Annotated in this window: 11 protein-coding genes; 7 read left to right on the forward strand and 4 right to left on the reverse strand. The window is 65.9% G+C overall.

What is annotated here, in order from left to right; genetic code table 11:
- The 3 genes from DYI42_RS21065 to DYI42_RS21075 form a co-directional block, all read left to right on the forward strand.
- Positions 1-401: hypothetical protein (locus DYI42_RS21065; protein WP_213548713.1), on the forward strand; the 401-nt coding region annotated here is incomplete at its 5' end.
- A 114-nt stretch (positions 402-515) separates the two neighbouring features.
- Positions 516-1,439 carry an SH3 domain-containing protein gene (locus DYI42_RS21070; RefSeq protein ID WP_213548715.1) on the forward strand — a complete coding sequence of 308 codons (924 nt, stop codon included), beginning with the start codon at positions 516-518 and terminating at the stop codon, positions 1,437-1,439.
- Positions 1,440-1,449: 10 nt separating this feature from the next.
- Entirely contained in the window at positions 1,450-1,716 is a 267-nt protein-coding gene (locus DYI42_RS21075; RefSeq protein WP_213548717.1) for a hypothetical protein, read from the forward strand.
- Positions 1,717-1,758: 42 nt separating this feature from the next.
- Here DYI42_RS21075 and ilvN read toward each other — a convergent pair whose 3' ends face one another.
- Positions 1,759-2,325 (reverse strand): acetolactate synthase small subunit, encoded by a 567-nt coding sequence (gene ilvN, locus DYI42_RS21080; protein WP_213548719.1) that lies wholly within the window; start codon positions 2,323-2,325, stop codon positions 1,759-1,761.
- Between the two features lie 104 nt (positions 2,326-2,429).
- On the opposite strand from ilvN, the gene DYI42_RS21085 reads away from it, so the two are divergent.
- Positions 2,430-3,221, forward strand: a complete 792-nt coding sequence (locus DYI42_RS21085) for a hypothetical protein (RefSeq protein WP_213548720.1) — start codon at positions 2,430-2,432, stop codon at positions 3,219-3,221.
- A gap of 18 nt (positions 3,222-3,239) precedes the next feature.
- Here DYI42_RS21085 and DYI42_RS21090 read toward each other — a convergent pair whose 3' ends face one another.
- The 3 genes from DYI42_RS21090 to DYI42_RS21100 form a co-directional block, all read right to left on the reverse strand.
- Positions 3,240-4,991, reverse strand: coding sequence for an acetolactate synthase 3 large subunit (locus tag DYI42_RS21090; RefSeq protein ID WP_213548721.1), 1,752 nt, complete (start codon positions 4,989-4,991; stop codon positions 3,240-3,242).
- A 465-nt stretch (positions 4,992-5,456) separates the two neighbouring features.
- Complete coding sequence (locus DYI42_RS21095; protein WP_213548722.1) at positions 5,457-6,104, reverse strand: response regulator transcription factor; 648 nt, start codon at positions 6,102-6,104, stop codon at positions 5,457-5,459.
- Positions 6,101-7,507, reverse strand: coding sequence for a cache domain-containing protein (locus tag DYI42_RS21100; RefSeq protein WP_213548723.1), 1,407 nt, complete (start codon positions 7,505-7,507; stop codon positions 6,101-6,103). The genes DYI42_RS21095 and DYI42_RS21100 overlap by 4 nt, the downstream gene beginning before the upstream one ends.
- A 201-nt stretch (positions 7,508-7,708) precedes the next feature.
- Between DYI42_RS21100 and DYI42_RS21105 the strand changes: the two genes are divergently transcribed.
- The 3 genes from DYI42_RS21105 to DYI42_RS21115 all read left to right on the forward strand — a co-directional run bounded on the left by DYI42_RS21105 (position 7,709) and on the right by DYI42_RS21115 (position 12,172).
- The gene (locus DYI42_RS21105; RefSeq protein ID WP_213548724.1) at positions 7,709-8,797 is read left to right on the forward strand and encodes a TRAP transporter substrate-binding protein; all 1,089 of its coding nucleotides are present in this window, start codon (positions 7,709-7,711) and stop codon (positions 8,795-8,797) included.
- 76 nt (positions 8,798-8,873) lie between these two features.
- Entirely contained in the window at positions 8,874-9,767 is an 894-nt protein-coding gene (locus DYI42_RS21110; RefSeq protein ID WP_213548725.1) for a TRAP transporter small permease subunit, read from the forward strand.
- Between the two features lie 11 nt (positions 9,768-9,778).
- Positions 9,779-12,172: a TRAP transporter large permease gene (locus DYI42_RS21115; RefSeq protein ID WP_213548726.1), complete on the forward strand. Its 2,394-nt coding sequence runs from the start codon at positions 9,779-9,781 to the stop codon at positions 12,170-12,172.
- Positions 12,173-12,240 lie beyond the last annotated feature (68 nt).

The following is a 12,240-nucleotide window of genomic DNA, read 5'->3' on the forward strand; positions in this document are numbered from 1 at the left end:
CGGCGATGCGGGCATGCGTGGCCTGGGTGATGATGGCGGGCGCGGCCTGCGCGGCGGGGTCGGAGCAGGGGCCGGAACTGCCGTTTTTTGAAGGGAGTTACGAGCTGGTGGGGCGAGGGCCGGACGGGGCGCTGTGGGAGCAGAAGCTGGCGTTGCGGGCCGGGGTGCTTGGGCTGACCGGGCTGAAGGCGGAGGGCTGCGATGGCCCGGCGGGGCGGCTGCGCTGGGGGCGGGTGCACGAGAGCTGGCGCTTGCAGGGAGAGCTTTTCGGGCTGGAGGTAAGCTGCAATTACGCGGTGGACGCGGGCAACTACCCGCAGCTCATCTGCGCCGGGCCGGAGGGCGTGCGGCTGGTGGGGTGGCCGGAGCCGGAGTTTGGCGGGCCGTTGGCCTGCGAGTGAGGCGCCGCGCGGCTTTCGTGGGGATAGCCAGGTGCAGGTTTCGTGCTTAGGATGAGTGGGCGGCCGGACATGGCTGCGCGCTGCGCCGGTCAGGGCGCCTGGAGGGAGACTGTCATGATGAAGTTTACGGGACTTATCTTGGCTGCTCTGATGGCCGCAGCCCCGGTGGCCGCACAGGACCGCACCGAGCAGGTGCAGTTCGCGGCGGGCACAAGCGGGACGACGATCAATGACACAGTGTCGGGCCGGGATGCCGTGCTCTACAAGCTGGGCGCATCGGCGGGGCAGGAAATGCATGTGTCGCTCACCTCGAACAACGCGGCGACCTATTTCAACATCTACGCACCGGGGAAGGGCCCGGGCGACGAGGCGATGGCGATTGGGGAGTTGAGCGATACGATCAACGACTGGCGCGGTGCGCTGCCGAGTTCGGGCGAATACACGGTGATGGTGTTCCTGTATCGAAGCGCCGCGCGTCGGGGCGAAAGCGCAAACTACACACTGAACGTGTCGATCGGGGGCGAAAGCTCGGCCCAAGTGCAGGGCGATTATGCCGACGGGCTCGCGGGCGGGCCGGACTTTTACGAGGTGAGCGTGGGAGGTGGCGATACGCTGAACATGCGGGCCGGGCCCTCGACCGGGGAGCCGGTGGTGACGAAGCTGGCCAGCGGCACGCAGGTGCGCAACCTCGGCTGCCAGATGTCGGAGGGGCAACGCTGGTGCCGCATCGCGACGCTGGCGGACCCGGGATACGAGGGTTGGGCCGCGGGGCGCTACCTGATCGAAGGCACCGGGCAGGCCGCTGCGCCGTCAGCGCCGCAGGGCGACATGCCGACGGCGGCAGAGCAAGCCTGTCTGCGCGACGTGACGGCCGTGACCAACAACCCCGACGTGGTGCTGCTGGGCTCGGAGTTTTCGCAGGCGGGCACGATGGTGCGCGTGGGCGTCGGACCCGATCAGGCGCCGTGGCAGTGCATTGCCTACGAGGACGGGACAACGGCGGAGATCATGTCTCTGACAGACGAAGGCTCGCTCTGAGGGCGCGGGCATGACGCGGGCCCTGACGATCCTGCTCTGGGTGTTCGCCGTTCTCTACGTGGCGGCGCTGGCGCTCTTCCTGATCGGCACCTATGGCTGGTTCGGGCAGGAGCAGGATCCGTTGGCAGGGGTGTTCCTGCTGCCGTTGGGGCTGCCGTGGAACCTGATGACCGGGGCGCTGCCGGAGGCGCCTCGGCTCTGGGCGGCGCTGCTGGCGCCGGTCCTTAACATTGTGCTGCTGGTCGCGCTGCGCGGGTGGTTCGCCCGCAGGCGCTGAACGCCGGGTGCGCTACGCGGGGCGCAGCGCATCCAGGCCGGTTCAGCCCTTCTCGCCGCGGGCGAGGGCGACGATGCCGGTGCGGGCGGTTTCCTTCAGCCCGAGGGGGCGCATGAGATCGGCGAAGGCGTCGATTTTGTCGGAGGGGCCGGTGATTTCGAAGGTGAAGCTGTTGAGCGTGCTGTCGACCACGTTGGCGCGGAACACATCGGCGAGGCGGAGAGCCTCGACGCGCTCGTCGCCGGTGCCCTCGACCTTGAAGAGCGCGAGTTCACGCTCGACGGACGGGCCTTCGACGGTAAGATCGTGGACGTCATGCACCGGCACGAGGCGGCCGAGCTGGGCCTTGATCTGCTCGATGATCGAGGGTGTGCCTGTGGTGACGATGGTGATGCGCGAGCGGTGGCCCTCATGGTCCACCTCGGCGACGGTGAGGCTTTCGATGTTGTAGCCCCGGCCCGAGAACAGGCCGATGACGCGGGCGAGCACGCCGGCCTCGTTTTCGACCAGCACGGCGAGGGTGTGGGTTTCGATCACCTCGGCGTTGGGGTCTTTCAGGTCGTAAGCCGAATGCTTCGACAGGCCTTTTTTCAGTTTCAGCGCGGCCATGGGTGGCTCCTCTTCGATCTGGGCGTGGTTTTGCGGCTGGGGCGCGGATTGTCAATGGCGGGGGTGGGGCGTAGCCTCGGTGAGGTGACGCTAGGGAAATTCAGGTGAACGGGCCGGATGGGGCCTGCCCGCATTGCGGCGCGGCGGTGCCGGTTCATCGGCTGGCGGTGGCCGGGCATTGCGGCGCGCCGCTCTGTGCCGCCGCGCAGGGGCGGGTGGTTGCCGAAAGGGCGACCGAGCAGAACCGGGCCGGGGCCGAGGCGGCGCGCGCACGGGTGGCCGCTGCGGTGGCGCCGGTGATGCGCCGGGTGGAGGACGCGGCGGGCGAAGTGCCGCTGCTGGGCGCGGTGCCGCACCGGGTGCCGGTGCTGGTGCCCGCCGAGGAGGGCCGCCGCGCTGCCTTTCTGGCCCATGTGGCCCGGCTGTGCGACGCGGCCTTTGAGGTGGCGGAGGAGGAGATTGCGCCGGTCTATGACCGGGCGGCGCATGAGCCGGAGGAGCCCGATGCGGTTGGCCCGGCCTGTGCCTCCTGCCGGGGGCGGTGCTGCATCAGGGGCTACGGGCAGAACGCCTTCGTGAAGGTCGGCACCATACAGGCCTTTCGACGGGCCGAGCCGGGGCTGACGAAGGAGGCGCTGCTGGCACGCTACGCGGCACATTTTCCCGAAGAGAGCAGCGCGGGGGGCTGTATCTTTCAGGGGCCGATGGGGTGCAGCTTGCCGAGGGGCTACCGGGCCGGGATCTGCAATACGTTTCATTGCGAGTTGCTCGATGCCTTGATCGAAGAGGCCGCGGAGGCCCCCGGCCCGGTGGTGGTGGCTGCCGCCGATGAGGCGGGGGTGCAGGTGGTGAGCGTCATGGTGCCTGACGGGAGCTGGGAGGAGGTGGAGCCGTAGCGGCTCCACCTCAATCGATTACACCAGAACCGCGCCGCCTTCCTTGATGGCGTCGGAGGTGGAGGCGCCGGAGAGGAGCATCTTGTTGTGCGGCTCGCCCGAGGGGATCATCGGGAAGCAGTTTTCGTGCTTTTCCACGAGGCAGTCGAAGAGCACCGGGCCGTCGTAGGCCAGCATCTCCATGATCGCCTCGTCGAGGTCTGCCGGGTCGGAGACGCAGAAGCCCTTGGCGCCGAAGGCCTCGGCCAGCTTCACGAAGTCGGGCAGGCTCTCGGACCAGCTGTGCGAGTAGCGCTCGCCGTGCAGCAGCTCCTGCCACTGGCGGACCATCCCCAGGCGCTCGTTGTTGAGGATGAACTGTTTGACCGGCAGACGATACTGCGCGGCAGTGCCCATCTCCTGCATGTTCATCAGCCAGCTTGCCTCGCCCGCCACGTTGATGACCAGCGCATCGGGGTGGGCGATTTGGACGCCGATGGAGGCGGGGAAGCCGTAGCCCATCGTTCCCAGCCCGCCGGAGGTCATCCAGCGGTTGGGGTCTTCGAACCCGAGGAATTGGGCGGCCCACATCTGGTGCTGGCCGACCTCGGTGGTCACGTAGCGGTCACGGCCCTTGGTGAGGGCTTCCAGACGCTCCAGCGCATACTGCGGCTTGATGGTTTTTTTCGACGGCTCGTAGGAGAGGCAGCGGACCGCCTTCCAGTCGGCGATCTGCTTCCACCATTTCTCGAGGCCCGCCTTGTTGGTCTTGCGGCCACGGCTCTTCCAGATGCGCAGGGCGTCTTCGAGCACATGGGCTACATCGCCGACGATGGGCATGTCGACATGGATCACCTTGTTGATCGAGCTTGGGTCGATGTCGATATGGGCCTTCTGGCTGTGGGGCGAGAAGTCGGACACGCGGCCGGTGATCCGGTCGTCGAAGCGGGCGCCGACGTTGATCATCAGGTCGCAGCCGTGCATGGCGAGGTTGGCCTCGTAGAGACCGTGCATGCCCAGCATCCCCAGCCAGCTCTTGCCGGAGGCGGGGTAAGCGCCGAGGCCCATCAGGGTGGAGGTGATGGGGAAGCCGGTTTCATCGACGAACTCGCGCAGCAGCTGCGAGGCCGCCGTGCCGGAGTTGATTACGCCGCCGCCGGTGTAGAAGATCGGGCGCTCGGCCTCTTCCATCGCTTCCACCAGCGCGGTGATCATCTCGGCGTCGCCCTTCACCTTGGGCGCGTAGTGCGACTGCATCTGCTTGGGCGCGGTATAGGTGCCGGAGGCGAACTGCACATCTTTCGGGATGTCGATCAGCACCGGGCCGGGGCGGCCCGAGGTGGCGACGTGGAAGGCCTCGTGGATGGTTTGCCCGAGGTTGTCGGTGTCTTTTACCAGCCAGTTCATCTTGGTGCAGGGGCGGGTGATGCCGACGGTATCGGCCTCCTGGAAGGCATCGGAGCCGATCGCGAAGGTGGGCACCTGGCCGGTGAGCACGATCATCGGGATCGAATCCATCAGCGCGTCGGTGATGCCGGTGACGGCATTGGTTGCGCCGGGGCCGGAGGTGACCAGCACCACCCCGGGCTTGCCGGTGGAGCGGGCATAGCCCTCGGCGGCATGGGCCGCGCCCTGTTCATGACGAACCAGGATGTGGCGGATATCGTTTTGCTGGAAGATCTCGTCGTAAATCGGAAGGACGGCGCCGCCCGGGTATCCGAATACGACCTCCACGCCCTGATCCTTCAGGGCCTGGACCACCATTTTCGCTCCGGTCATCTGACGTGCCATTTTCTCTCTCCGTTCTGGCGTCATCTATCTGCGATTCGCATAAAAAAACCCCCGAGGGCAATCGGGGGCGCATGGGGTAAGGTGTTGAGCTTTCCGGCAATTACCGGCCCATGCGCCTTTCTCCTACAAGTACAAGAATGGTAGCCATTCGAGGTGCCTCATGCGTTTCGCGTGGGCGGAAACTAGGAGAGGCGGGGCGGGGCGTCAACCGGGTTTGTGGAGAAAGTTTCGCTATGGGCGGTTTGTTGGTAATTTTGTTTCAGCAACTGACGGGGCCAGTGGCGGCGGGCGGTGGAACCGTCTTGCGGGCGGGCACGTTGAGGCCCCAACGCGCAGAGCCCCGCACCGTGGGGCACAGCGCCCTCAAAAGTCAGGATACCCCATGAACCGCATTATCTATCTCGTCGGCCTCGTCGTCATCGTGCTCGCGATCCTCTCGTTCATCGGCTTGGGCTGAGCGCGGGATCAGAACTCCTTGCCGGTGCCTTGGAGCACGCCGTGCTCCAGCGCGTAGCGGGTGAGACCGGCGGTTGAAGATATTCCCAGCTTGGCGCGCAGGTTCTTGCGGTGGGTTTCCACCGTGCGCACCGAGATGTCGAGCGCGCTGGCGACCTCCTTGTTGCTTTTGCCCTGAGCCAGTTGCAGCAGGATCGTCTGCTCGCGGTTGGTGAGCTGTTCGACGCCTTCGCGAGTGGCGGGCTTCAGCGAGGCGTGGGCGCCGGTGCAGAGGTAACGCTCGCCCGCCATGACCTTGTCGATCGCCGTCTTGATCTCTTCGGTGGGCACATCCTTGAGGATGTAGCCCATGGCCCCATGCGATAGGGCGGAGGAAATGTAGCTTGATCCGTCGTGCATCGAGAGGATCAGCACGCGGGTGCCGGGGCGGCGCTCCAGCAGCAGTTCGGTGGCGGTGAGGCCGCCGATTCCGGGCATGTTGAGATCCAGCAGCACCACGTCGGGCGCGAGCGCATCGACGCTGTCGATGATCTCCTGGCCGCAGCTGAGGGTGCCGACCACTTCAATGTCGTCATAGGTTTGCAGGATGGCGCGGATGCCCTCGGCGACCATCGGGTGATCGTCGACGATGGCGACGCGGGTGGGCGAATGGGTCATGCGGTTGCTTTCTGCGGGTCTTCTGGGGGCAGCATGTGGCTGAGGGGCACCTGCGCCTCGATGACGGTGCCGTTGCGGGTGGAAAAGAGGCGCAGCGTGCCGTCGAGCTGTTCGATCCGTTCGGACATGTTGCGCAGGCCCATTCCCGCGCTCTCGGTGGCCCCGGACGGCAAGCCGGTGCCGTTGTCTTCGATCCGCAGCAGACCGCCGGAGCGGTTGCCGCGCAAGCGGATGTTGACGGTATCGGCGCCGGAGTGGCGCTCGATGTTGGTCAGCGCCTCCTGCGCGATGCGGTAGAGGGCGATCTTGGCTTCCTGATCGAGCCGGTTGCGGAACACCACGGTTTCGAAGTTGGCCTCGATGCCGGTGCGGGCCGAGAAACTTTCGGTCAGGGCCTGGAGGGCGGGGCCGAGGCCGAGATCGTCCAGCACGCCGGGGCGCAGATCGCGGCTGATGCGGCGGACCTCCTGAATGGCCCCGTTGAGGCCGGAGATGCCTTTGTCGAGACTGTCGCCAACCGCCGGATCGCCCGTCGCCTGCCGCCGCTTGGCAAGCTCCAGCGCGTAGCGCACGCCGACCAGAAGCTGGGAGATGGAATCGTGCAGCTCGCGCGCCACTCGGCCGCGCTCGTCTTCCTGCGCGTCGAGGATGCGCTGCGTCAGGGCCTTCAGCTTGCCATCGGCAAGGCGGCGCTCGCGGGTGGTGATGAGCAGGCCGGAGAGGAACACCACCAGCAGGGCGATCAGGGTGATGGCGGCGATCCAGAGGAAGGTGTCGCGCACCCGGGCTTCGGTGGCGGCGCGGGCGGCGGCGGTGGTGGCCAGCACGTCGTCGATGAAGACGCCTGTGCCCACCGCCCATTTCCAGTCCTGCAGCCCGCCGACATAGGAGATCATCAGGGCCTCTTCGCCGGTGGAGGGCTTGGGCCAGAGATAGGTGTGATAGCCGCCGCCGTCGCGGGCCAGCTCGATCAGCCGGTCGGTCACCGGGGTGCCTGCGCTGTCGGCCTGGCCGGCCCAATTGCGGGTGATCAGCTCGGTCTGGCGAGGCGCGACGAGGTTGGTGCCGTCATACTGGTAGACGAAGAACTGGCCGTCTGTGCCGTAGGTCATCGCCGCGAGGATCTGGGTGACGCGGGTCTTGGCAGCCTCGTCATCGGGCAGGGCGGAGGCATAGACCGAGTAAAAGGCGGCGCGGGCGAGGGTGACGTAGTTCTTCAGCTCGACCTTCTTGGCGGCGATCAGCTCGGCCTCGAGCGCGGCGATCTCGCTTTCTGCGAGACGGCGGGATTGCTGGACCACCAGCAGCGAGATTGCCGAAACCGCCAGCACCAGCGGCAGCGCGGCCAACAGAAAAAGCTTCTGCCCGTAGCGGGGGGCGAGGCGATCGAGGAGTCGTGTCATCGGGGGCAAAGATGCGCCCGGGGGCCGCTGGCGTCAATTGAGGCGCCTTCTGCGGGCATCAGACCGAAAATGGCGCATGTTTGGGCAGTTCTACGCAGTAGTTGGTATTTATTCGCCGATGCGATGCCGTTAACTTGCCTGCACCGAAAAAAGGGAAGGGCCGCGGAGAGGACTGCGGCTCAACATAACGGGAGGACACGAATGGACCGTCGTTCATTTCTCAAGACATCTGCGCTTGGTGGCGGGGCTGCTGCGGCAACTACGCTGGCCGCGCCTGCCTATGCACAGGGCAATCGCACGCTGACCATGGTCACCACTTGGCCCCGTGGCCTGGCGGGCGTGTGGGACTCGGTGGAACGGGTCGCCAACAACATCACCACGGCCACCGACGGGCAGATCACCGTTGAAGCCAAGGCCGCCGGCGAGCTGGTGGGCGCGCTTGAAAGCTTTGACGCGGTGGTTTCCGGCCAGGCCGACATGTATCACGGCGCCGACTACTACTGGGTTGGCCAGCACCCGGCATGGGCCTTCTTTACCGCCGTGCCCTTCGGCATGACCGTGCCCGAGCTGATGACCTGGTACTACGGCCAGGACGGCATGGCGCTGCACCACGAGCTGGGCGAAGTGTTCGGCGTGCGCGGCTTCATCGCCGGTCAGACCGGCGCCCAGGGTGGCGGCTGGTACCGCAACGAGGTGACCTCGGCCGATGATTTCAACGGCATGAAGTTCCGCATGCCCGGCCTCGGCGGCGAAGCCCTCAGCAAGCTGGGTGCCTCGGTGCAGGTGCTTCCGGGCGGCGAGATCTACCAGGCCCTGTCGACCGGCGCGCTGGACGCGACCGAGTGGATCGGTCCGTGGTCGGACGAGAAGCTGGGCCTGCAGGAAGTGTGTGACTACTACTACCCTGCCGGCTTCCACGAGCCCGGTGCGGCGCTTTCGGCTGGTATGAACCTCGAAGTCTTCAACTCGCTGACCCCGAGCCAGCAGAAGATCGTCGAGATTGCCTGTGCCGATGCCCACCAGGCCAACTACGCGCAGTTCATCGCCAACAACGGCCCGGCGCTGGCGCGCCTGGAATCGGGCGGCACCCAGGTGAAGGAATTCTCCGACGACGTGTGGGATGCCTTCGGCAAGGCTTCGGTCGAGCTGTTGCAGGGCTACACCTCGGACGATCTCTTCGCCAAGATCCACAAGAGCGCGATGGACTCCATGCGGGCCACCTCGGGTTGGCTCTCGGTGTCGGACAGCGCCTACGCCAACCAGCGGAACCGCGTGCTGGACGCGATGTAAGGCCGAGAGGCACTTGTAAGACCGGGCCGCGCGCGACTATACGCGCGCGGCCATTGCACATAAGGGGGCAGAGCGTATGGGGACCGCGCTCGTGTGGTTCATCCAGAATGTCGGGATGGGCTTTTACAACATCTTCTATGCGATCGCCCATCCGGGCACGTGGCTGGACTGGAGCAACGGCGAAAGCCTGATGCGCTTCATCTACTACGGCGGCTCGGTGGAGCTGTTCTTCGCGGTGTTCGACATTTTCCTCGTTCTGACCGTGGTGGGCATCGTCTGGCCCCGGATCATGTGGGGCGTCGTGCGCGGGCTGGAGTGGTTTGCCAACACCGTGGGGCGCCTGGTGGCCTGGATCGGGCTTGTGATGGTGCTTCAGCAGGTGATGGTCGTCTTTCTGCAATCGGTCTTTCGCTTCGGCGAGATCACGATTGCCCCCTTCGGTTTCGGCTTCACCCAGTCTGTCGGCTGGTTCTCGGAAGAACTGAAGCTTTACAACGCGATGATCGTGGCGCTTTGCGTCACCTATGCCTTCGTACAGGGCAGCCACGTGCGGGTGGACCTGATCTACTCGGTGGTGAAATTCCGCACCAAGAAGGTGATCGACATGTTCGGCTCGCTCTTCTTCATGGTGCCGGTGGCCGTGCTTACCTGGCTCTACGCGTGGTTCTTCCTCTGGCGCTCGCTCATCACGCCCAAGGTCAGCGCTTCGGAGGGGCTGGACCTGCTGATGCGCAAATCGGCGATCATGAAGTGGAACGTGGAAACCATCGGCTTCTCGCCCAATGGCTTCAACGGCTACTTCCTGTTCAAGATCCTGATGGTGGCCTTCTGCGCGCTGGTGCTGCTGCAAGCGGTGGCCTTCTTCTATCGCTCGTTCCTGGAGTTCCGGGAGGGGCCGGAGAGTGCTGACAAATATCTCGACAAAGACACCCTCGGTGAGGGTGAAGAAGCCTACGAAGGCACGCATTAGGGGTTGGGCAGATGATTTTCGGACTTGATGGCGTCGAGATCGGCCTGCTGATCGTTCTTCTGTGTCTCTTCGGGGGCATTCTTTCCGGCTTTCCGGTGGCCTTCGCCATCGGCGGGGCTGGTATTATTTCCTTTGGCATCATCGCGTTGCTGGACGGGCAGGGGCTGCTCATACACCAGGCGATCGACACCGGAAGCGCGGCTTACCAGGATGTGCTGGCGCAGGGGGTGCACCGGGATGACGTGAGCGTGTTCCGATACCCGGAGTTACCGAGGGTCGAGGTGCCGTTGTTCCCCGGTGGCTGGGAGCAGGCGGTGAACCGCAATCTCTCCTTCGTCGTGAACCGGATGAACGAGCGGGTCTTTGCGGGCCAGTCGATCGAGACGCTGCTGGCGGTGCTGATGTTCGTGATGATGGGCATCGTTCTGGAGCGCTCGAAGATCGCCGAAGACCTGTTGACCACCATGGCGCGGGTCTTTGGCCCGCTGCCGGGGGGGCTCGCGGTTTCGGTCGTGGTCGTGGGCGCCTTCCTTGCCGCTTCCACCGGCATCGTCGGCGCGACGGTGGTGACGATGGGCCTTTTGAGCCTGCCGACCATGCTGCGCAACGGCTACTCCGCCGAGCTTTCGACCGGGGTGATCGCGGCCTCCGGCACGCTGGGGCAGATCATTCCGCCTTCGATCGTGATCGTGTTGCTGGGCACACTGGCGGGCGACCTCTATTCGACGGCGCAGGAGGCTCGGGCGCAATCGGTGGGCTGCACCGATGCGCTGACGCTTCTGGGCAAACCTGCGGTTGTTTCGGTGGGCACGCTGTTTCAGGCGGCCATGCTGCCCGGGGTGATGCTGGCGGGGCTCTATGCAGCCTATGCGCTGGGCTATGCGATCTTCAACCCGTCGCGCGCGCCCTCGGTGCAGCTTGACGGTGGCGGCGGCGGTGTGCTGACGCGGCAGGAGAAGCTGACGTGGTTCCTTGCGCTGCCGGTCGTGCTGATTGGCGGGGCGATGGTGCTGGGGCAGCTCGGCGTGATCGGAAGCCAACGCGCGCTGGACCCGGCGGTGAGCGAGGCGCAGGCGGGCAATGACGGCCTTCTGACCCGCCTCAACGTGAGTGAGCAGTGCCAGGCGGCGATCATCGAGCTGCACGGGCAGGAGAAGTGGGATGCCTCCGTTGCCGCGGCCGCGTCGCGGGCCGAAGCCGTGCAGCAGCAGTCGGAAGCGGCGCCCGAAGCCGACGCCGGGGCGGACGACTCCGCAGCACCGGCGGAAGAGACCGAGGCCGCGGCGCTGCCGCCGTCGCTGGCGGCGCCCATCGGCACCGGCGTTGCCACGCTGGCGGTGCTGTTTGCGCTGATGTTCGTGGTGGCGCGGGGCGTGGCCCCGACCGCCTCGGCTCTGCCGCTTGCGATTGGCGGGGCCGCGATTGCGCTGATGTTGCTGGCGGACGGGCTCTTCATCCGGCCCGATGCCGGGCCATGGGCCACCCTGGCGATCCTCGCGGTGCCCCTCGCGGTGGTGCTCTGGGCCTCGGTCAGCGCGGCGAAGCGGCTTGCTGAAAACGAGCTGATCCGCGTGGTCTTCCCGCCGCTGGTTCTGATCGTGGCGGTGCTCGGCTCGATCCTGGGCGGTGTCACCAACCCGACCCCGGCTGCCGCGCTCGGCGCGGCGGGCGCGATCATGCTGGCGGCCTATCGCAAGCTGCGCGAAGAGGACAGCAGCCCGAAGGTGATCCTCGCGGCCACCTTCGCGACGGTGGTGATGATCCTGATGGGCATGAACTTCGACCTGCGGATCAACCAGGAGGTTGTCTCGGCCGGGGTCTGGCTGGCGTTCCTCGTCGCCTTCGCGGCCTATATGGTGGCCTTCTTCGGGGTGCTCTACGCGGTGTGGGTGCTCTACCGGACATCGGTAATGTCACCGGTGGTGCGGGAGACGGCGAAGGTGACGAGCATGGTGTTCACCATTCTCATCGGCTCGCAGCTTCTGAACCTCGTGGTCATCAGCTTCGGGGGGGAACATTACATCCAGCAGTTCCTCAAGAGCTTCGACAGCGAGTTCAAGGTCTTCCTGATCGTGATGCTGGTGATGTTCATCCTCGGCTTCGTGCTCGACTTCCTGGAGATCATCTACATCGTCGTGCCGATCGTGGGCCCGGTGATCTATGGCGGGACGATGGACCCGAAATGGGTGACGATCATGATCGCGGTGAACCTCCAGACCAGCTTCCTGACGCCGCCCTTCGGCTTTGCGCTGTTCTACCTGCGCGGGGTGGCCCCGCCGCAGGTGACGACGGGGCATATCTACCGGGGTGTGGCGCCCTTCGTGCTGATCCAGGTGGTGGGGCTGGCGCTGCTCTGGGCCTTCCCGGGGATCGTGTCGATCATCCCGGACCTGATCCCGAACTGATCGGGGTGGATGTGAGGTTGAGAGGGCGCCTTTCGGGGCGCCCTTTTCCTTGAGGTGCGGCCGTGCGT

It is taken from the genome of Vannielia litorea (genome assembly GCF_018424695.1).
Classification (GTDB): Bacteria; Pseudomonadota; Alphaproteobacteria; order Rhodobacterales; family Rhodobacteraceae; genus Vannielia; species Vannielia litorea_A.

Bases quoted from the DNA above. Each gene is read 5' to 3' on its own strand.
- DYI42_RS21070 (WP_213548715.1), top strand. From the start codon at position 516: ATGATGAAGTTTACGGGACTTATCTTGGCTGCTCTGATGGCCGCAGCC.
- DYI42_RS21075 (WP_213548717.1), top strand. From the start codon at position 1,450: ATGACGCGGGCCCTGACGATCCTGCTCTGGGTGTTCGCCGTTCTCTAC.
- ilvN (WP_213548719.1), bottom strand. From the start codon at position 2,325: ATGGCCGCGCTGAAACTGAAAAAAGGCCTGTCGAAGCATTCGGCTTAC.
- DYI42_RS21090 (WP_213548721.1), bottom strand. From the start codon at position 4,991: ATGGCACGTCAGATGACCGGAGCGAAAATGGTGGTCCAGGCCCTGAAG.
- DYI42_RS21095 (WP_213548722.1), bottom strand. From the start codon at position 6,104: ATGACCCATTCGCCCACCCGCGTCGCCATCGTCGACGATCACCCGATG.
- DYI42_RS21100 (WP_213548723.1), bottom strand. From the start codon at position 7,507: ATGACACGACTCCTCGATCGCCTCGCCCCCCGCTACGGGCAGAAGCTT.
- DYI42_RS21105 (WP_213548724.1), top strand. From the start codon at position 7,709: ATGGACCGTCGTTCATTTCTCAAGACATCTGCGCTTGGTGGCGGGGCT.
- DYI42_RS21110 (WP_213548725.1), top strand. From the start codon at position 8,874: ATGGGGACCGCGCTCGTGTGGTTCATCCAGAATGTCGGGATGGGCTTT.
- DYI42_RS21115 (WP_213548726.1), top strand. From the start codon at position 9,779: ATGATTTTCGGACTTGATGGCGTCGAGATCGGCCTGCTGATCGTTCTT.